This window comes from Solirubrum puertoriconensis (assembly GCF_001483135.1).
GTDB classification, from domain to species: domain Bacteria; phylum Bacteroidota; class Bacteroidia; order Cytophagales; family Hymenobacteraceae; genus Solirubrum; species Solirubrum puertoriconensis.
On the sequence record NZ_LNAL01000006.1, the window covers coordinates 98,452 to 117,951 of the forward strand.

Here is a 19,500-nt window from a genome sequence, read left to right on the forward strand (position 1 = left end):
ACCAGAGTCAAAATGCCGCATAAGTCAACCATAAGCTACTTGATATAAGCTGAGCTTATTGTATATCAGGTGTATTTGCGTATGCGCATATGTATTTGCGCTTCTTTCGGTACTACTTACATTTGCCTTTTCCAACATAGCCGTTCTCCATGGACGCATACTCTTATATCGCCAACGCCCACGGCGACTACATCGACCAGCTGTACCAAGCCTATAAAAACGACCCCGAGTCGGTTGATTTCGGCTGGCGCAAGTTTTTCGAAGGTTTTGACTTCTCGCAAGCCTACCCCGAGGATGGCCAGAACGGCCAGGAGGTAGGCACCGGCGTGCTTACCAAAGCTGCCTCTACCATCGGCACCACGGCCATCAGCTCGTCGGACGCGGTATCGGCAGACAAGGAGACGGCCGTGCGCAACCTCATTCATGCGTACCGGAGCCGCGGCCACCTAGTGGCCCGCACCAACCCGGTGCGCGAACGGAAAGACCGTAAGGCCCGCTTGAGCCTGTCGGATTTTGGCCTGAGCGAAGCCGACCTCGATACCACCTTTAAAAACGGTGAGCTGCTAGGCCTGGGTAGCGGTGCTAAGCTACGCGACATCATCGATGCCCTGCAGAAAATTTATACCCGCACCATCGGGTTCGAGTACATGTACATCCGCGACCCGCAGGTGCTCGACTGGTTCCGCAACAAAGTGGAGCGCGACTCGCTGTCGTTTAACCCCGGCGTTGAGTACAAAAAGCGCATCCTCAGCAAGCTGAACGAGGCCGTAGTGTTCGAGAACTTCTTGCACACGAAGTTCCTAGGTCAGAAGCGCTTCTCGCTTGAAGGCGGCGAAACCACCATTCCGGCGCTCGATGCCATCATCCAGAAGGGTGCTGAGCTGGGCGTAGAGGAAGTTGTGGTGGGCATGGCGCACCGCGGCCGCCTCAACGTGCTGGCCAACATCATGGGCAAAACGTACGAGCAGATCTTCTCGGAATTCGAGGGCACTGCCGTACCGGACCTGACCATGGGCGACGGCGACGTGAAGTACCACATGGGCTACTCGTCGGAGGTGGATACCACCGCCGGCAAGAAAGTGCACCTGAAGCTCGCTCCTAACCCCTCGCACCTTGAGGCCGTGAACCCCGTGGTGGAAGGCTTTGTGCGCGCCAAGCTTGATACGCTCTACAAAGGCGATTTCAACCGCGTGCTGCCCATCCTGATTCATGGCGACGCGGCCGTGGCTGGACAAGGCATCGGCTTCGAGGTGACGCAGATGTCGCAGCTGGAGGGCTACAAGACTGGCGGCACGGTGCACTTCGTCATCAACAACCAAGTGGGCTTCACCACCGACTTCGAAGATGCCCGTTCGTCGATTTACTCGACTGACCTAGCGAAAATTATTGACGCGCCGGTGCTGCACGTGAACGGCGACGACCCCGAAGCCGTGGTGTTTGCCGTGCAGCTGGCCACGGAGTACCGTCAGCAGTTCCACGCCGATATCTTTATTGATATGGTGTGCTACCGCCGCCACGGCCACAACGAGTCGGATGAGCCGAAGTTCACGCAGCCTTCGCTGTACAACGTCATCAGCAAGCACAAAAACCCGCGCGAGGTATACAACGAAACGTTGGTGCAGCGCGGCGAAGTGGATGCCAAGCTGGCCGAGCAGATGGACCGCGAGTTCCGCGACTTGCTGCAAGCCCGCCTCGACATGGTGAAGCAGAAGCCACTGCCCTACAACTACCAAGCCCTCGAAAACGAGTGGCGCAACCTAGGCCGTGCCAAAGCCGAAGACTTTAACCAGTCGCCGGAAACGGGCATCAGCGAGGCAGTAGTTGAGAAAGTAGCCAAGGCTCTGACGACCATTCCGGAGAGCTTTAAGCCCATCAAGCAGATTGAAAACCTGCTGAAGGAGCGCCGCAAGATGTTCTACGAAACGCGCGTGCTCAACTGGGCGGCCGGCGAACAGCTGGCCTACGGCTCGCTGCTGCTCGAAAACAAGATTGTGCGCGTGAGCGGCCAAGACGTGCAGCGGGGCACTTTCTCGCACCGCCACGCCGTGCTGCACGATGCCGTTACCTCGGCGCCGTACACGCCGCTCAACCACATCGAGGGTGAGCACGAAGAGTTGCGCATCTACAACTCGCTGCTGAGCGAGTACGGCGTGCTGGGCTTCGAATTTGGCTACGCCATGGCCAACCCCTCGGCGCTGGTTATTTGGGAAGCTCAGTTTGGCGACTTCGCAAACGGCGCCCAAACGATGATCGACCAGTTCATCTCATCGTCGGAAAGCAAGTGGCAGCGCATGAACGGCCTCGTGATGCAATTGCCTCACGGTTATGAAGGCCAGGGCCCCGAGCACTCCAATGCCCGTCCCGAGCGTTTCCTGCAGCTGTCGGCCGAGCTGAACATGGTGGTGGCCAACATCACCACGCCGGCCAACTTCTTCCACTTGCTGCGTCGCCAGCTGGCCTGGAATTTCCGCAAGCCCTGCGTGGTAATGTCGCCGAAGTCCTTGCTCCGTCACCCGCTGTGCATGTCGCCGGTAGAGGAGTTTACCTCGGGCGGCTTCCGCGAAGTGCTGGGCGATACCTACGCCGACGCCAAAAAGGTGAAGCGCGTGCTGCTGTGCTCGGGCAAGGTGTACTACGACCTGCTGGAGGAGCAAACCAAGAGCGAGCATAAGGATGTAGCCATTGTACGCCTCGAGCAGCTGCACCCCTTCCCGCAAACGCAGCTGGCCGCCGAGCTGGCCAAGTACCCCAAGGCCGAGCTGATCTGGGTTCAGGAAGAGCCCGAAAACATGGGCTACTGGAACTACATGCTCCGCTACATGCGCCGCGAACTGGCCGATGTGGTGGCTCGTAAGCCTTCGGCTTCGCCCGCTACCGGCTACAACAAGGTGCACGTGCAGGAGCAAAAGCAAATCGTGGCCCGGGCCTTCGGCATCAAGCAAAACGAAGTCGAAGACCAGAACATCAAGACCACGGCCGCCACGGCTAAGCGCGTAGACTAAGCCGAACGTAACGCGGCAGTAGCGCAGATTGGTAAATCCGCACTGCTGCTGCGCTACATTCAGCGGAGCTTCCTACTTTCCCATATCCAACGACATCCTTTCCCACCAGCTAGTACATGGCTCTGGAAATCAAAATACCCGCCGTCGGCGAATCCATCACGGAAGTAACCATCGCCAAATGGCTTAAGAAAGACGGCGAGGCCGTGAAGCGCGACGAAGTAATTGCCGAACTGGAGTCGGACAAGGCTACGTTTGAGCTGCCTGCCGAGGGCAACGGCACCCTGACGATTCGCGTGGCCGAAGGCGAAACCATTGGCATCGGTACGGTTATCGCCGAAATTAGCGGCGATGGTGCTGTGGCCTCGGCTCCGGCGGCTGCACCTGCCGCTGCTGCTACCACCTCGACACCCGCTGCCGACCCGGTAACGCAAGGCGAGCAAAACCCGCAGGCCAGCAACCAGTCGGGCTACGGCGGTTCGCAAGCCGGCTCGGCCAATACCCCCACCAACGCAGCTACGGCTGATGGCGGCAACGCTGGTGGCGGCACCGTAGAAATGAAAATCCCGACCGTCGGCGAATCCATCACGGAAGTAACCGTAGCCAAGTGGCTTAAGAAAGACGGCGAGGCCGTGAAGCGCGACGAAGTAATTGCCGAGTTGGAATCGGACAAGGCTACGTTCGAGCTGCCTTCGGAGGCTAGCGGCACGCTGCGCCACGCCGTGAAAGAAGGCGAAACCATTGGCATTGGAGCGGTAATTGCCCGCATCGAGGGTGCTGGCGCTTCGGCTGCCGCGGCCCCGGCGGCTGCTCCGCAGGCAGCCGCTGCTGCTCCGGCCGCTTCGGCCACGGTAGGTGGTAGCTCAGCTTACGCTGCTGGTACGCCTTCGCCGGCTGCTGGCAAAATCCTCGACGAGAAAGGCATCAACGCTGCCAACGTGCAAGGCACCGGCCGCGATGGTCGCATCACCAAAGAGGACGCCCTGAAAGCCCAGCCCCAAGCGGCTGCTCCGGCAGCTGCCCCGTCGCCGGCCGCTGCTGCCCCTGCACCGCAGGCCCAAGCTGCTGCTCCGGTTGCTGCCGGCAACCGCAACCAGCGTCGCGAACGGATGAGCAACCTGCGCAAAACGGTTTCGCGCCGCCTGGTAGCCGTGAAAAACGAAACGGCCATGCTCACCACGTTCAACGAGGTGAACATGCAGCCCATCATGGACCTGCGCAACAAGTTCAAAGACAAGTTCAAGGAGAAGCACTCGGTGGGCCTCGGCTTCATGTCGTTCTTCACCAAGGCGGTGTGCGTAGCCCTGCAAGAGTGGCCGGCCGTGAATGCCCAGATCGACGGTACCGACATCGTGTACAACGATTTCTGCGACATCAGCATCGCCGTATCGGCTCCGAAAGGCTTGGTGGTGCCGGTAATCCGCAACGCCGAGCAGCTGTCGTTCGATGGTATCGAGAAGGAAATCGTGCGCCTGGCTACGCTGGCCCGCGACAACAAGCTCACCATCGAGCAGATGACCGGCGGTACGTTCACCATCACCAACGGAGGGGTGTTCGGCTCGATGATGAGCACGCCGATTATCAACGCGCCGCAGTCGGCCATCCTGGGTATGCACAACATCGTGCAGCGCCCCATCGCCGAAAACGGCCAGGTGGTAATCCGCCCGATGATGTACCTAGCCCTGAGCTACGACCACCGCATTATCGACGGCCGCGAGTCGGTGTCGTTCCTGGTGCGCGTGAAGGAGCTACTCGAAGATCCGACCCGTTTGCTGCTAGGGGTGTAAGTCACCTAGGCACCTTTGCAAGAGCCGCACCCCTGTGTAGGGGTGCGGCTCTTGTTTTATGCGCCTACTACTTGGCTAGAAGGTGATAGGAGAGAGCTATCGTAACAGGAAATGGTGGGGTTAGTAGTCTAGGGTGATTTATTATAATTGAATATTGCTAAGACTGGTCGAAACCATGAAAAACGAAGTAAACAAGGCTGATGTAAGTTATTATTGCGTGTAGGCTGTATTTGCTACGTATTATCCGCAATATCTTTGCGGTTGGGTTCGGTGGTAATGTTGTATTATATCGCGCTGTTTGAATGTTTACTGGAGTTGATGACGGACAGTTGGCCGGGTATCTAAGGAAAGTAACAGGCAGTGTTTATGCACCATTAGCCGCTTGGGCTTCGAGCAAGCTATCCGGAAAACAAGCCTATTGCCTACCCAACTAGTAGGCGGCCAACGCAAACCTTACTATGAGAAAAGTGCCCCAGCTGGCACCAAGTAATTGCCAGAACTGCCCGCGCCGACAACAATCTGTGCTGGGGTGCTGCCAATTACCCGAGCTAAACCTGATCGAAGGCGGAAAGTCCTTCCAGGTGTACCAGAAAGGCCAGATCATCTTTCGGGAGGGCAGCCGCCTCAACAGCCTATACTGCATCTTCCAAGGCAAGGTGAAGATGATAAAAACGGGCGGCGACGGCAAGGAGCAGATTATGCGCTTCATGACGGAAGGCGGTACCATGGGCTACCGTGGCCTGATCAGCGATGCGCCCAAATCGTGCTCGGCCGTAGCGCTGGAGGATTGCGTGGTGTGCACGGTGCCCAAGGCCGACGTGCTCAGTATTATGGAGCAAAACTCGCAGTTTACGCACGCGCTGCTGCGTCAGCTTACGCTGTTGCTGAACGAGGCCGAAGCCCGCATGCTGCACATGACCTACAAGCCCGTGCGCGAACGGCTGGCCGAAGCCTTAATGCTGCTGCACCGCACTTTCTGCCAAGAAGACCGAGCTTCCGCCATTCCCATTTCGCGCGACGACTTAGCTTCGTTGATCGGAACGGCAACCGAAACGGCTAGCCGCCTTGTATCCGAGTTTAAAGAGGAAGGCCTTATCACCACCAAAGGCAGCAAAATCACCATCCTAAACGCCGCTACGCTAACGCAGATTTCTACTCAGTACGACTAACCGACCTAGGCCCTTGCTGCGCAGCAAGGGCCTAGGTCGCTACCAAAGCCCGTAAGCCTTGCAACCTGTAAGACTTACGGGCTTTTTGTGTTTGCGTAACCAGGGGTGTAAATGGTATAAAAGGCAGTACTGGGACTGCCAATATTGACGAGAATCAAAATTGAATTTGATCTAGGTCATTTTTTTAGGGGTAATCTTTATGGACCTTTGAAGTGTTATAAGTGCTGATTAACAAGTCGTTGGAAGCAAGTTGAGCTGGTTCTGTATGCCGTAGTACAGTGCAAGCAGCAGCCAGCGGATAGATAACGTTAATAGTACTTTAAGTAGACAGCACTTCAACCACTTACATAAACAACCCTCGTGGCTTACTCAGTAAACAACCCCGCTGGCAAAATTGTACAAGGCGTAATCGACGACCTGCCCACCCTTATGGCTATTGCCGTAGTTGACACTACCTCGGGTATGTCGTTGGCGTCGCACACCAACTCGCCCGGCATTAACCCCGATACGGCTGCTGCCTACAACACCGAAGTAGTAAAGCAGAAGCAAAAGGCCATGTCGGCCCTGAAGCTGTCGGGCGAAATCATTGAGGATATCCTGATTACGCTCTCCAACCAGCTGCACCTGATTAAGCTGAACAGCACCGGCTCGAAGTTCATTTACCTGGTAGTGAACTCGCGCGATACTAACCTGGCAATTGCCCGCGAAGTGCTGCGTTCGCACTCGGCTCAGCTGAACTAAGCTCTTGATTTCTCCTGCTTCGCAACATCTGCGACGCGCCGCGCTCCTGCACTACTAACTCACATAACAATGCCGCCATGGCAGGCGGCCAGGCCTAGGTTGCTGGCAGCGGTTGCGAAAGCTGCTGCTGGTAATCTAGTGCCGCTGCTACGCGCAGCTCCCTCCTCTCTCCGAAAGCTCCGCTCTGCCACCCAACGCGAGGCTGCATGAATATTCCTTTTCTTCAGAAGCTAACCGGGCCGGTGCTCCACAAAGTGGTGGGCGCGGGGCCTGCAAGTGCCGAGCGCAACGCCGCCGAGCACGTGCTGCAGCGCGTGTTGGCCGGTTTGCCCGAGCTCTTGGCTGCTGCCGTAGTGCGCATCGATACGGGCCAACTGCTGGCGTGCTATACCACGGCCCGAGAGCTAAACCCGGCGAAAGTAGCTGCCTTCAACGCCGAAGTAGTCAAACAGAAGCGCATGGCGTTGGCTGCACTGCAGCTCGAAGGCGAGGTGCTGGAAGATATCCTTATCACCCTTACCTCGCAGCTGCATTTACTGCGGGTGTTGGCCGATGGCGAGCGGGTGTTGTATGTAGCCGTGGACTGCCGCGATACCAACCTAGGCATTGCCCGGGATGTACTGCGCAACTGCGAAGAAGGCGCCTAACGGATTACAACGGGGCAGCGAGGAGGCTGAGCAGCAGGCGCACATCAACGCTGTATCTACCCTTCTCCATTTAAATGCTTCTTGTATGAAACTAACTGCTTCACCCTTCGATCCGAACACGGGTGAACTGTTGCCGGTGTACCGCGACGCTTACCTGCGCGGCGACCTAAGCAAAGCCTCGGCCCGAGCCGTGGAAGAGTACCTGCGCCGCGACGCCGACCAAGCCCACGAAACGCTTACGCGTTGGCACCAAATCCAAAACGAAGCCGATGAGGCGGCGCCGGGTTGGGTGCGTCGGCAAATTCAATACATCCAGGCCGAGCCGCAGCGCTTTCGCCGGCGGGCTGCTAGCATCGTGACGGGTGCTGCACTGCTGGGCGGCGCCGTGTTTGCTGGCACCAACCTGCCTAACCGCAACCTGCCTACCGAATCGTTGCCCAACTTCGAAGCCGAGCCGATGATGTCGCCGGCGGCTGAAGCTGCCAGCGCTATCCGGATGGTAACGGTGAAGGGCCGCATTTTGGGCGAAGATGGTAAACCGCTGGTAGGGGCTACCGTGCTGCAGAAGGGCACGCGCTTTGGCGTGAGCACCGATGCCAACGGAACCTACGCCATGCGCGTGCCAGCTGGCCAAAATACGCTGGTGTACGGCTATGGTGGCTACAACGACCAAGAGGTGCAGGTGCAAGCCTCAGCTGCCTCGGCCAACGTAACCCTGACGCCCCGCGCCAAGCACCGCCGCTGGTTTTTGTTTTAGTCGGCGGCAGGCGCGGTGCCTAACGCTACTTTTTGTGAAACCGAAGTCTTACCGTAAAAAAACTGCTACCAAACGTGCCCGCTTGGCCGCCCAGGATGCGGCGGCCGGAGCCGGCGAGGTAGTGCAGAATGTACTGGCTGAGCTGCCCGACTTGTTGGCCGTAGCCGTGGTTGATGCCCGCACGGGCACCAGCCTGGCTGCGCACTCCAACACGGCAAGTATTGCGCCGGCTACCGCAGCGGCTTTTAACGCCGAGGTGGTGCGCCAAAAGCAGAAAGCCCTAACGGCGCTCAACCTCATCGATGAGCACATCGAGGACATTCTGATTTCGCTTTCGAATCAGCTGCACCTCATGAAGCTCGCCGATGGTGGCCGCAAGTTCATTTACCTCGCCGTAAGTGCCCACAATACCAATTTGGCTGCCGCTAGAGAGGTGCTGCGGGTGCAAGCGGGCCAGCTCGAATAAGGGCACCGGCTGCTAGTGTTGGCGGCCGAAGCCCTGCTGATGATGTTGCCGCGACGGCCTAGGCAGCTGCCTACGTGCCGTCCTGTTTGTGCACGACGTGTTTGGCTCCGATTTGGGTAGATAGGAAGCCAGGCACGTCGTGTTGCTGTTTGTGGCGGCTGGCGCAAATGGTTAGCTGCAAAAGCGAACAGCGGCTACCAGAGGGGTTAGGTCTGGGCAGCCGCTGTGCAAAGCTGGTAGTAGTAGGATGCGGTGTTAAGAGCCCGATGCCAAGTTTACGGCTGTGGCTTTGGCTTCTTCGGCTTTGGGGCCGGCAAAATGCTCTTGCACGGTGGCGTTAAACAAGTTCAGCCAACGCCCCGAGTGCGGCCCGGCAAACGACAGCCCGGCTTCTTGGGCAGGAGCCTCGGCTGCAGGAGTCGGCTTCGAGCCCAGCAGTTTGGAGCTCCAGAAATCGTACATCGAGAACAGGTGCTGCGGCCAGTACACGCGGGCCACGGCATTGAACACCGGGCTCAGAACCTCATCGTGATTAACCTTCTCGCAAAAGCAATCCACAAGCGTCTTAATGTCGGCTTCGCGGGTGATGTCGGTGAGGGCAGAAGTCGGAACTGTTTTCATAGAACGAGGTAACTAGGGGCTCGAAATACGGTGGAGGTTGGGCGCAGGTTGGGCGAAATTAGTGCAAACGTTTGCACGTTGAGTTAAGCCTATAGTATTTAGTTGATAATCAATACTAAAAAATGCACTTGTTGAGGTAGGAGCGGTGCTTTACCGCCAAAGAAAAGCAGCAGTATTCGGCACTGCCTAGGTAGGCACGAAGGTGTAACAAACCACGGGCCCCGCACCAAGTACTTTGGTGCGGGGCCCGCGGCATTATAGGATCGAAAGCGGCGAGTTGGCAGTCTTCATTTTGTACTCGAACATGGAAGCAATGTTCAGGGCCTTTGCTTTGGCTTCCTCGGCTTTGGGTCCGGCGAAGTTCTCCTGCACAGTGGCGTAAAACAGCTGCAGCCAGCGCCGGAAATGCTCGCCCTCAATGGGCAGCGGCAGGTGCTTCGGAAAGGGGCGGCCTTTATAGCGCATGGTGCCAAACAGCACCGAGCTCCAGAAATCGTACATGGTGGGCAGGTGCTTGGCCCAGTGCACCTGCGCAATCTGGTTGAACACCGGACCTAGGAGCTCATCCTGATTGACCTTGTCGTAGAACGTGTCAACCAGCTTCTGAATGTCGGCTTCGGTGGTGATATCGGGAAGGGCGGCGGCAGCAGGGGTGGTGGGGCTCGGCATAGAGCGGAAAGCTAAAGCGGGCAGTGCCCGGCGGAAAAGCAAGTTAAGCGGTAACGCGGCGGTGGTCTTCGCGCCGGCGGGCCATGCGCATAGCCCAGCCAAAAGCCATGCTACCGCTGGTGAATAGGGTGAGCAGTTTAAGGGCCTCCAGTACTACATAGGTAAGGTGCTGGGAGTTCGGCGGGTTGGGAGAGCCGGCCAGCAGAGCGGCGGCCCGAACATCGAGAGCTGGTAACAGCCACAGCGTTTGGGCAAGCAAAATGGTTACTGCGGTGAGCAGCGTCAGCCAAATGCGCGAGGGCACACCCAGCAGGCCAGCGCTGAGCAGGGCCACTAAGCTTAGCGCCAGCTCGGCTTTGTTGAGCGCATGAAATACAATGCGGCCAATGCCTACGCCCAGCACTACCGTGATGTTGGGGGCCGTGAACTTCAGCGGGGCCTCCATAAAGGAAATAGCCGCCACCATGCCGGCCCACACGAACAAGGCCAGTACCAGCAGCAGCGAGAGAGTATGATGAGAAGGGCGCATAACTCGAAAGGTAGCGAGCGTAAAGAGGGCGTTGAGCAGTAGCGTGGGTTTTGGCCCGCGTTTGCATAAACTGTGTCGTTGAACCGGGAACGTACCAACAAAGTCGTTCGAGCAAACGCGGGCTAAAGCCCACGCTACAGGCAGCCGGAACAACAGCTCAAAAGTCCGGCTTGGTTCGCGCCGGAGTGCTGACTAGTATCAGCCCAAGCGCCTGATTTTCGTCATCTTTTGCCCTAGGTAAGCAGGGGAAATTTGTGCAGCCACCAGAGCTGACCAACCGCGTGAACATCACCGCTGCCCATACCCATACCCACACGGCTTGCACCCACTGCGGCGACGACTGCCCCGAGCAGCCCGTTGTGCTGCACGACAAGCCGTTTTGCTGCCAGGGCTGCAAGGCCGTGTACGAACTGCTCGAGGCCAACAACCTCTGCACCTACTACTCGCTATCGGAGGAGCACCCCGGCCAGAAAGTAAAGGAAGTGGAGCTGCCCGGCCGCTTCGATTACCTCGACGAGGAATCGGTGCAGGCGCAGCTGCTCAGCTTCCACTCCGATAAGCTGGCCCGCCTCACGCTTACGCTGCCGCAAATGCATTGCGCTTCGTGCATTTACCTACTCGAGAACCTGTACAAGCTCAACCCCGGCGTGTCGGAGTCGCGGGTGAACTTCTTGCGCAAGGAAATCAGCATCAGCTACGTGCCGTCGGAAACCTCGCTGAAGGAGGTGGTGAAACTGTTAACGGCCCTAGGTTACGAGCCCCAAATTACGCTGGCCGAGCTGGGCGCGCAGCCCAACCACGGCTCGCGTGCCATTTACTACAAGCTGGGCTTGGCGGGCTTTTGCTTCGGCAACGTAATGCTGCTGGCTTTCCCCGATTACCTCTCCTTCACCGACGAGCTGGCCCGCGAGTTCGGCCGCTTCTTCGGTTACATCAGCTTGGTGCTGGCGTTGCCGGTGCTGCTCTACAGCGCGCAGGATTTTTACCGCTCGGCGTGGGCGGGTATTCGGCAGCGGTACATCAACCTCGACTTCCCGATTAGCCTAGGTCTGACGGCGCTGTTCGGCGTAAGCACCTATGAAATTCTGTCGGGCACCGGTCCGGGCTACCTCGATTCATTTACGGGCCTCGTGTTCTTTATGCTGATTGGCAAGTGGGTGCAGCAGCGCACTTACGAAGCCCTGCGCTTCGACCGCGACTTCACCTCGTACTTTCCCGTTGCCGTTACGCTGCTCACCAAAGAAGGGGAGAAGTCGGTTTCGGTAAAGGACCTGCAAGTGGGCCACCGCATTGTGGTGCGTAACCAGGAGGTAATTCCGGCCGATGCCATGCTGATGCGCGGCACCGGGCAAATCGACTACTCGTTTGTGTCGGGCGAGAGCGTGCCGGTGGCCAAAGTAGCCGGCGAAGTGGTGTACGCCGGCGGCCGGCAAGTAGGCGAAGCCGTGGAGCTGGAGGTAGTGCGCGAGGTGTCGCAGGGCTACCTCACCCAACTCTGGAACAACCCCGCCTTTCAAAAAGCTGAAAAGCAGACGCTCGAAACCTACGCCAACAAAGTGGGCCGCTACTTTGTAGGAGCCACGCTGCTCATTGCCGCCGGCGCTATTGCCTACTGGCTGCCCCGCAACCAGCACATGATGTGGCGCGCTTTTACCTCGGTGCTGGTTATTGCCTGCCCGTGCGCATTGTCGCTGGCTACGCCGTTTGCCCTAGGTAGCGCCCTCACGGCGTTTGGCCGCCGCAAGTTCTTTCTGAAGAACTCGGCCGTGGCCGAAATTCTAGGTCGGGCCACCACCATTGTGTTCGACAAGACGGGTACCCTCACCGACGTAAAGCAATCGGCGGTGGAGTACCTAGGGCCCACGCTTACGCTGCGCGAGCAGCAAGCCGTAGCGGCCGTGGTGCGCCAATCAACGCACCCGCTTAGCCAGCGCTTAGCGCAGGAACTACCCCAAAGCTCCTTTGCGGTAGTTGATTTTCTGGAAGTGCCCGGGCAAGGCCTGCGCGGTACCGTTGATGGCCTGGTGGTGAAGGTGGGTTCGGCGGCGTTCGTGGGCGCCGCGCCGGTAGCACCGCAAGCGTCGGGAACCTCCGACAACATGCAGTCGCGGGTGTACGTGAGCCTCGATAACGACCTAGGCGGCTGCTACATGTTCCGGAACGTGTACCGCCAAAACTTGCGCGAGGTACTCGCCGACCTAGGCAAGCGCTACCGCCTGGCCGTGCTCTCGGGCGACAACGATACCGAGCAGGAGCGCTTGCGCGAGCTGTTCGGCCCGAAAGCCGAGCTGCGCTTCCGCCAGACCCCGCAAAACAAGCTCGACTACATTGCCGAGCTCAAGCGCCAGGGCGACACGGTGATTATGATCGGCGACGGGCTGAACGACGCCGGTGCGCTGCAGCAAGCCGATGCCGGCATTGCCCTCACCGATACGCTCAGCAACTTCTCGCCCGCCTGCGACGCCATCCTCGACGCCAGCAGCTTCGGGCAGCTCAACACCTTCCTCAAGTTCACGCAGGACTGCCTGCAAGTGGTGCTGGGCACGTTCGTTCTCTCTTTCATCTACAACGGCATTGGCCTGGGCTTGGCGGTGCAGGGCAAGTTCACGCCCATTGTATCGGCCATTCTCATGCCCATCAGCTCGCTCAGCGTGATGCTGTTTGCCACGCTGCTGGTGCGCCTCGCCGCCTACCAACGAAAACTCTAATCCTTCCCTGAGTCATGGAAATCATCTTCGGCCTTATCACCTTTTCGCTTACCGTTGCCGTGCTGTTCCTGCTGGCCTTCGTGTGGGCCGTGCGCAGCCACCAGTACGACGATACCTACACACCCGCCGTGCGCATGCTGTTTGAAGACAACGAAACGCAAGCCCCAACGGAGCAGCCGCAATAATTTGAAGTTAGCACAACTGTAGCGCAGTGTAATGCGGTGTAGCGCGGGCTTCAGCCCGCGTTTGCGTGAACGATTGGTGCCGCGCAGATCTGGCCACACGATTACGTTCGGGCAAAAGCGGGCTGAAGTCCGCGCTACAGGTCGCGCCAGTAGGAGTAAGGCCACTTTTGCCAATCGGCTACCAGCCCGGCTTTCACGGGGTTTTCCAGCACATAGGCAATTATGCGCTGCATCTCCTCGCCGTTGCGCACCACGTGGTCGTAGCTTTCGGGCTGCCAAAAAGCGCCTTCGCGGCCTAGCAGCAGGTTTGCTTGTCGGGCGGTTCGGCCTTTTAGTTCTCGCAGGGTTTGTATCAGAGGCGGTGCTTGTTCGGGTACATGCACCAGCAAATGCACGTGGTTCGGCATCAGGCAGTAGCATATTAGATCGTAGCTCCTGCTATCGAAGTGATGTATAGCGGTGCGTACCGTCTCGGCTATATCGGGCCGTTGCAACCACAACGGGCCGGTGGGTGCCTGATCGAGCATTTGATCAAAATGCTTGAAGTAGCGCTTGCGTCGGACGGATGATTCCTCCGCATCAGAGCGCTTTTCTACCTGCTCCACGCGTTGCAACTGCGCGCGCAAGCTCTCCACCACCGTGCGGGGTAACGTGCCTGCTAACCGAAACGTGATGAATATGGATTCGCCGGGTGGCAGGCGGTGCGGGAGGTTGCGTTCGTAATGCGCGGTGTTATTCACGAAGATGTAGCGCGGGCTTTAGCCCGCTTTTGCTAGCACAATTACCGTTGAACGGCAAAACGTCCCCACAAGGTCGTTCACGCAAACGCGGGCTAAAGCCCGCGCTACTGCCGTTCTGTTTGGTTACGCGTTTGTTTTACCGCACTCGCGTCAGGCGCAGCTGGTCGAGCATGGCTTGGTTTACCTCGCCGTTCATGTTCTCGTTGGCCCGCTCGAAGGTGAGCGTGAGTGTATGCGTGCCTTTGCTGAGCTGCGCCATCACAGGATTAGAGTAACCCCAATCCGACCACTCACCAACCCCGCGCTGCGGCAGCACCACGGTACCTAGCTGGCGCACGCCGTTGCGCAGCGTGCGAATTGCGCACTTGTTGCTGGTGTTGATGGGGCCATTGCCGTTGGCGTAGCGGAAGTCGATGGCGTACACGCCATCGGCGGGTACCTGCACGCGCACGGCTACGCGGCGGTTCTGCGTTTTGCTGATTTCGATGAACCCTTTGCCTGCGAAGCCTTTGTAGGGCAACTTGGCTGCCGGTGCCGAGGCCTCGAGCTCGTAGCTGCGGCGAAACTTGTCACCCTCAATGGCCAGCGGCTCACTGGCGAAACTCTCGTGGCCGGCCGCATCCACGGCTAGTACCTGGTACTCGGTATAGGCAGTAGGGGCGGGTACGGCAAAATCCGTATCGGTAGTGCGGGCGGCGAACTGTCCGTTGCGTAGTACTTGGTAAGCTTTGGCACCCGCCACGGCTGGCCAGCTAAGGCGGCCGCTGCGGTAGCTTACGGCGGGCGTCATGGGCGAGATGTGGTGCGGCACTTTGTTTTGGGCGGCCGCGCTAGGTGCCTCGTTGGCCAACTCGATGCGGATGTTGTGCGTGCCCGTGAGCGTAGCCAGCAGGGTGGCCTCGGGCAGAGGCTGGCCATCCATGGTAATGCTGCGGATGGTGCGGCCGTAGCCAGTCATCTCCACATTCAGCACCGCTTGGCGGTACTTGAAGTTGGTAAGCCGGCGGGTGCCTTGCAGCACTTGCGGCACAAACGGCCGGAACACCAGTTTATCGGCCTGAAAATCCATGCCGAACAGGCCTTTGTACACCAACCCTAGGTTGCCCGAGAGGCTCCAAAGCATAACGCTGCTGTTTACCTGCGTGCCGGCGAAGTCGCCGTTCGAGGCCACGAAGTTCTCCTTGTTGGTAACGAACAGGGCCGCGGGGCGCGTTACGGCCGCTATGCTCTCCATGAGCGCGGTTTCGTTGCCTGCTTTGGCGGCGGCCAGGCCCCAGTAGCTCTGCACAAAGGGCCACACGGCGTTGTTGTGGTAGGGCGGAATGCCGGCAATTTGCGGGTAGATGCACGGAATGCCGTACGCCATTACGGGCGTGCGCTGTACCACAGTGGTCTGGCGCTCGGTCGGCGCTACATCAAATAGCACGCTTAGGGCAGCACCTAGGGCTTCAGCCCGCGGCGACACCGTCTTGTAGGTGCGGCCGTACAGGTATTGACCGTAATAGCCCTTTTCTGCCTGCCACAGGTGCTCGTTTATGCCCCCGCGAATGCGCTCGGCCAATTTGCTGAAGCGCATGGGGTCGCCATCTTCTTTAAGCAGCCGGGCCATGTGCGAGAGCACCGTGTTGGCTTGCGCGTGCACGGCATTGGTGCCTAGGTTCTCCGATTCATAAATGTCGGCGGGCTGCATCCACTTGGGATAGGTTTGCTCGCGCCAGTCCAGGAACGACGATTCGCCGCGCACCAAGCCGGTTTGTGCGTCGTAGGCGTTCGGCACGTCGTCCTCGATGGACTTTTTGATAATGTGGTACACCTTGCGCAGCCAGGCTTCGTCGCCGGTAGTCAGGTAAATTTCCCAGGCGGCCACGGCCCAAATCATGCGGTCGGTAGAGCAGGGGTAGGCGCCGCCCGTACCGGTGTCCTGAATGATGCGGCCATCGGGCGTAACCTTGCGCATGAGACTGGTTTTGGCCACTTCAGGCTGCAGCAAAGCCTGCGAGAGAATGATGCTGTAGCTAATGTCGCGCGTCCAGACACCAGCCCACTCCTGGCCCGTGCGGAAGGTGCCGTCGGGCTCCACGGCGCGTTTGGCTTCTTCGATGCTGAGGTTGTAAACGGCATCGAGCAGCGGGTAATCCGATTGGTACTGCGGAAACCCCGACACGTCGAGGCTCTGCTTCCACTGCTTGGCGGTGGTTTTGGCATCGGAGTGGGCGTTCAGCACCACCGTGGTTTCGTAAATGCCGTCGCCGTCAGGGTCTTTCAGCTCCAGTTGCGGCTTGTTGATGAGGTTGTCGAAGTCCCAGCTGAGCGGCGTGGTGTTGCCGGCTACGTGCACGTGCTTTAGGTCGTCTTTGTAAAGCTTCTGGCCGTTGTAAAGCTGGTAGTAGCCTTGCTTCTGAAAGGCCGCCAGCACGGGGCGCATGTCTACCCGAATCTTCAGCGGGGTGTTTGGGGCTAGGTAGGTGTTGGCCGGCACGGGCGTTTTGTCCACGTACTGCTGCCCAAACACAATCACTGGCGTTTCGAGCGCGGCGCCGCCCGCCTTAGGTAGGGCCACAAACACGTGGTCTTGGCCGGGCTGCATCTCGTTGTCTTTGCCGTTGAGGCTGAACTTGAAGCTCACCTGCGGGCTCTGGAATTCGTTGGCCGGGCTCTGGTAGTTCGATGCCAGTTCGGTGCGCGACACCGCCCTCGCCACGTGCTTGCCCTGCACCACCGAGTCGGGGTAGAGCGCGTACGTCTCCGATTGCCAAATGGGCTGGGCCGGTGCAGGCACCAACGCATTAGATGAAGCAGAGGAAGAGGTAGTTACTTTCGGCATGTGGCACGAACCCAGCAGACCTAGGGCCAGCAAAAAGTGCGGAGGACAGAAACGGTGGCGCATAAAGGCAAAGTAACGTGCTTTTAAGGCGCGCAGCTGCGGTATACGGCGGCCGGCCAACGGGGCCAAGCATAGCCTGGCGAGCAGGTAGCTGGGGCACCCAAGCCGGTAGCGTTGCACAACCGCTATTTTTGGCTGCTCCTACGCCCTTCAGCCCGCCCGTATGCACCGCGTCATCCTAGGTATTAATTGCAGTGGTTTTCACTCCTCGGCCTGCCTGCTCGATGCCCAAGGGCGGGTGCAGTTTGCCATTGCCGAGGAGCGGCTCTCGCGCCAGAAGCAGGATAAGTCGTTCCCGCGGCGCGCCATTCAGTACTGCTGCGAGGCGGCGGGCCTGCGGGTGCAGGAGGTTACCGATGTGTTTGTGGGCTGGAACCCGGCCGCCTACCTAGGGCAATCGGGCCAAACGCTGGCCGATGCTTTCCAGAACCGCGGCAAACTGGCGCAGCTCACGGCGCAGGAGCTGGCCGCCATGCAAGGCGATGCGCACCACCTAGGGCAAACGCTGCTGCGCGCGGGCGGCCACCAAACGCGCATTCACTATGTCAATCACCACCACGCGCACTTGGCCAACGCGCTGGTGCCCTCGGGCTTTGCCGAAGCCGACTTCTTCGTTGCCGATGGCTTTGGCGAAACCACCACCGGACTCATTGGCACCGCCGACGCGCACGGCCTGCACGAGTTGGCCGCCAACCGCACGCCGCACTCCCTCGGTCTATTTTATGCCGCCTTCACCGAATTCCTGGGCTTCCGGCCCAACAGCGACGAGTGGAAGATTATGGCCCTGGCTGCCCGCGGCAACCCGAATACCTACTATGAGCAGCTCCGCCCGCTTATCACGGTAGAGGGGCTGCACTTCGAACTCGATCTGCGCTATTTCGAGTTCTTCCTGTTTTTCACGCCCCGGTATTTTTCGCCCAAACTCGAGGCGTTGCTGGGCCCGGCCGTGGCACCCGGTGCCGAGCTTACCCAACGCGACTACGACATTGTAGCCGCCGTGCAGCGCATTACCGAGGAGGCGGTGTTTGAGCTGCTGAACAACCTTCAGGCCCAAACCGGCCGGCGGCGCCTGGTGCTCGGCGGCGGCGTGCTCATGAACTCGGTGCTCAACGGCAAGCTGCGCCAGCACACCCGATACGCCGAGGTGTTCATCGGCGGCACCCCCGACGATACCGGCATTAGCGTGGGCAGCGCCCTCTACGGCCGGCACTTTGTGCTGTGCGAACCCAGGGCCGCGCACCCCGAGGCCAGCCGCCACAACTTTTTCGGGCGCGCGTACGCCGAGGCCGAACTGGAGGCCGAGCTGCAGCGCCGCAAGCTGCGCTACGAGCGGCCCGCCAGCATCACCGCCGCCACGGCCGAGCTGCTGCACCAAGGGCAGGTGCTGGGCTGGTTTCAGGGCGCCTCGGAATTTGGGCAGCGGGCCCTAGGCCACCGGAGTATCTTGGCCGACCCTACCCGCCCCGACATGAAAGCCAGGGTAAACGCCAGCATTAAGTACCGCGAAGCCTTCCGGCCGTTTGCGCCCGCCGTACCTGCCGAGCACCAGCACGCGTACTTCGAGCTACCCGAAGGCGAAACGGCTTATTTCATGGAAAAGGTGTTCCGGCTGAAGCCGGACGCCCAGCGCCGCCTGCCCGCCGTAACCCACGACGACGGCACCGGCCGCCTGCAAACCGTGCTGGCCGCCGACAATGGCCTCTTTCACGAGTTGTTGCTAAAATTCGGCCAACTCAGCGAAGTGCCCGTGCTACTCAATACCTCCTTCAACCTCAACGGCATGCCCTTGGTCGAGTCGCCGGCCGACGCTTTGGATTGCTACCTGCAATCGGGGCTCGATGCGTTGGCGCTGGGGCCCTTCTTGCTGCGGAAGTAAGCAGCACCCAAGGCAAGCGCCTAGATGCTGCGTGCCATCCTTCGGCCGGATGCGCGCGTTTAAGGCAGACCATCCAATCTGCCTACACCATGAGGATCAATCGTACATCTGTATTCTGGCAAACCCTGGGCCTAGGCGCCTTGTCGGGGTTGCGCAGCATGTCGTCGTTGGCCATGCTTAGCCACGTATTGCACAAGCAACCGTCGGGCCGCTTGGCGGCGTCGCCGCTGCGCTGGTTCCAGTCGGGCACCGCTGCCAACGCCTTAAAGGTTATGGCCGGCGGCGAGCTGCTGGGCGACAAGCTGCCCAACATGCCCGACCGCACCGCGCCGCCTATTTTGGGCGGCCGTATTCTGTCGGGGGCGCTGGTGGGCGGCGTTCTAGCCAAAGCCAACCGCAATAGCCTGTGGCAAGGCGCACTGCTGGGTGCCGCAGCGGCCGTAGCCAGTAGCTACGCCGCGCTGTACCTGCGCAAAGCTGCTTCGCGCAACACGCCCGTTAAGGAGCCCTGGACGGGCGTGGTGGAAGACGCCATTACGCTGGCCAGCGGCACAGCCTTGCTCAAAGGCAACACGCCCGGCCATTAAACACCTCGCAAACTCACCTACTGCGCAAGGGCGCTGCCTGGCTGCTTCGGTACCAAGGCAGCGCCCTTGCGGTTTAGATTAGACAGTAGGAGGGAGCAGCGTCACTTCAGCGGCTTGCGGCCTGATATCTATCAG

16 protein-coding genes are annotated in these 19,500 nt (G+C 59.4%); 11 read left to right on the forward strand and 5 right to left on the reverse strand.

The genetic code is table 11. The features are described from left to right. Positions 1 to 149: 149 nt before the first annotated feature. From ASU33_RS05310 to ASU33_RS05340, 7 genes are all read left to right on the forward strand, one after another. On the forward strand, positions 150 to 3,002 hold the full coding sequence (locus ASU33_RS05310; protein WP_059069009.1) for a 2-oxoglutarate dehydrogenase E1 component: 2,853 nt from the start codon (positions 150 to 152) through the stop codon (positions 3,000 to 3,002). Positions 3,003 to 3,118: 116 nt separating this feature from the next. Beyond that, on the forward strand, positions 3,119 to 4,786 hold the full coding sequence (gene odhB / locus ASU33_RS05315; RefSeq protein ID WP_059069010.1) for a 2-oxoglutarate dehydrogenase complex dihydrolipoyllysine-residue succinyltransferase: 1,668 nt from the start codon (positions 3,119 to 3,121) through the stop codon (positions 4,784 to 4,786). A 458-nt stretch (positions 4,787 to 5,244) separates the two neighbouring features. Continuing rightward, the gene (locus tag ASU33_RS05320; protein WP_078062894.1) at positions 5,245 to 5,955 is read left to right on the forward strand and encodes a Crp/Fnr family transcriptional regulator; all 711 of its coding nucleotides are present in this window, start codon (positions 5,245 to 5,247) and stop codon (positions 5,953 to 5,955) included. A 360-nt stretch (positions 5,956 to 6,315) separates the two neighbouring features. Further along, a complete protein-coding gene (locus ASU33_RS05325) occupies positions 6,316 to 6,696 on the forward strand; it encodes a hypothetical protein (RefSeq protein WP_059069014.1) in 381 nt (126 codons plus the stop codon). Positions 6,697 to 6,902: 206 nt separating this feature from the next. Next, positions 6,903 to 7,343 carry a hypothetical protein gene (locus tag ASU33_RS05330; protein ID WP_286130412.1) on the forward strand — a complete coding sequence of 147 codons (441 nt, stop codon included), beginning with the start codon at positions 6,903 to 6,905 and terminating at the stop codon, positions 7,341 to 7,343. Positions 7,344 to 7,428: 85 nt separating this feature from the next. Next, a complete protein-coding gene (locus ASU33_RS05335; protein ID WP_059069016.1) occupies positions 7,429 to 8,100 on the forward strand; it encodes a carboxypeptidase-like regulatory domain-containing protein in 672 nt (223 codons plus the stop codon). A gap of 34 nt (positions 8,101 to 8,134) precedes the next feature. Continuing rightward, positions 8,135 to 8,566: a hypothetical protein gene (locus tag ASU33_RS05340; RefSeq protein WP_286130413.1), complete on the forward strand. Its 432-nt coding sequence runs from the start codon at positions 8,135 to 8,137 to the stop codon at positions 8,564 to 8,566. A gap of 255 nt (positions 8,567 to 8,821) precedes the next feature. Here the strand turns inward: ASU33_RS05340 and ASU33_RS05345 are convergent, their stop codons facing one another. The 3 genes from ASU33_RS05345 to ASU33_RS05355 form a co-directional block, all read right to left on the reverse strand. Then, the gene (locus ASU33_RS05345) at positions 8,822 to 9,187 is read right to left on the reverse strand and encodes a group III truncated hemoglobin (RefSeq protein WP_059069019.1); all 366 of its coding nucleotides are present in this window, start codon (positions 9,185 to 9,187) and stop codon (positions 8,822 to 8,824) included. A 255-nt stretch (positions 9,188 to 9,442) separates the two neighbouring features. After that, positions 9,443 to 9,856 carry a group III truncated hemoglobin gene (locus ASU33_RS05350; RefSeq protein ID WP_059069020.1) on the reverse strand — a complete coding sequence of 138 codons (414 nt, stop codon included), beginning with the start codon at positions 9,854 to 9,856 and terminating at the stop codon, positions 9,443 to 9,445. Between the two features lie 43 nt (positions 9,857 to 9,899). Continuing rightward, the gene (locus tag ASU33_RS05355; RefSeq protein ID WP_059069022.1) at positions 9,900 to 10,385 is read right to left on the reverse strand and encodes a hypothetical protein; all 486 of its coding nucleotides are present in this window, start codon (positions 10,383 to 10,385) and stop codon (positions 9,900 to 9,902) included. Positions 10,386 to 10,639: 254 nt separating this feature from the next. Between ASU33_RS05355 and ASU33_RS05360 the strand changes: the two genes are divergently transcribed. Both ASU33_RS05360 and ccoS read left to right on the forward strand, forming a co-directional pair. Next, complete coding sequence (locus ASU33_RS05360) at positions 10,640 to 13,093, forward strand: heavy metal translocating P-type ATPase (protein ID WP_286130414.1); 2,454 nt, start codon at positions 10,640 to 10,642, stop codon at positions 13,091 to 13,093. Positions 13,094 to 13,107: 14 nt separating this feature from the next. Next, positions 13,108 to 13,278 (forward strand): cbb3-type cytochrome oxidase assembly protein CcoS, encoded by a 171-nt coding sequence (ccoS, locus tag ASU33_RS05365; RefSeq protein ID WP_059069024.1) that lies wholly within the window; start codon positions 13,108 to 13,110, stop codon positions 13,276 to 13,278. Positions 13,279 to 13,412: 134 nt separating this feature from the next. On the opposite strand, the gene ASU33_RS05370 is transcribed toward ccoS, so the two are convergent. Together ASU33_RS05370 and ASU33_RS05375 are read right to left on the reverse strand one after the other, a co-directional pair. Continuing rightward, positions 13,413 to 14,018 (reverse strand): REP-associated tyrosine transposase, encoded by a 606-nt coding sequence (locus ASU33_RS05370; protein WP_059069026.1) that lies wholly within the window; start codon positions 14,016 to 14,018, stop codon positions 13,413 to 13,415. Between the two features lie 136 nt (positions 14,019 to 14,154). Continuing rightward, on the reverse strand, positions 14,155 to 16,905 hold the full coding sequence (locus ASU33_RS05375) for an alpha-L-rhamnosidase-related protein (RefSeq protein WP_286130415.1): 2,751 nt from the start codon (positions 16,903 to 16,905) through the stop codon (positions 14,155 to 14,157). 160 nt (positions 16,906 to 17,065) lie between these two features. Between ASU33_RS05375 and ASU33_RS05380 the strand changes: the two genes are divergently transcribed. After that, positions 17,066 to 18,778 carry a carbamoyltransferase family protein gene (locus tag ASU33_RS05380; protein ID WP_059069028.1) on the forward strand — a complete coding sequence of 571 codons (1,713 nt, stop codon included), beginning with the start codon at positions 17,066 to 17,068 and terminating at the stop codon, positions 18,776 to 18,778. Positions 18,779 to 18,867: 89 nt separating this feature from the next. After that, a complete protein-coding gene (locus tag ASU33_RS05385) occupies positions 18,868 to 19,365 on the forward strand; it encodes a DUF4126 family protein (RefSeq protein WP_059069031.1) in 498 nt (165 codons plus the stop codon). Positions 19,366 to 19,500 lie beyond the last annotated feature (135 nt).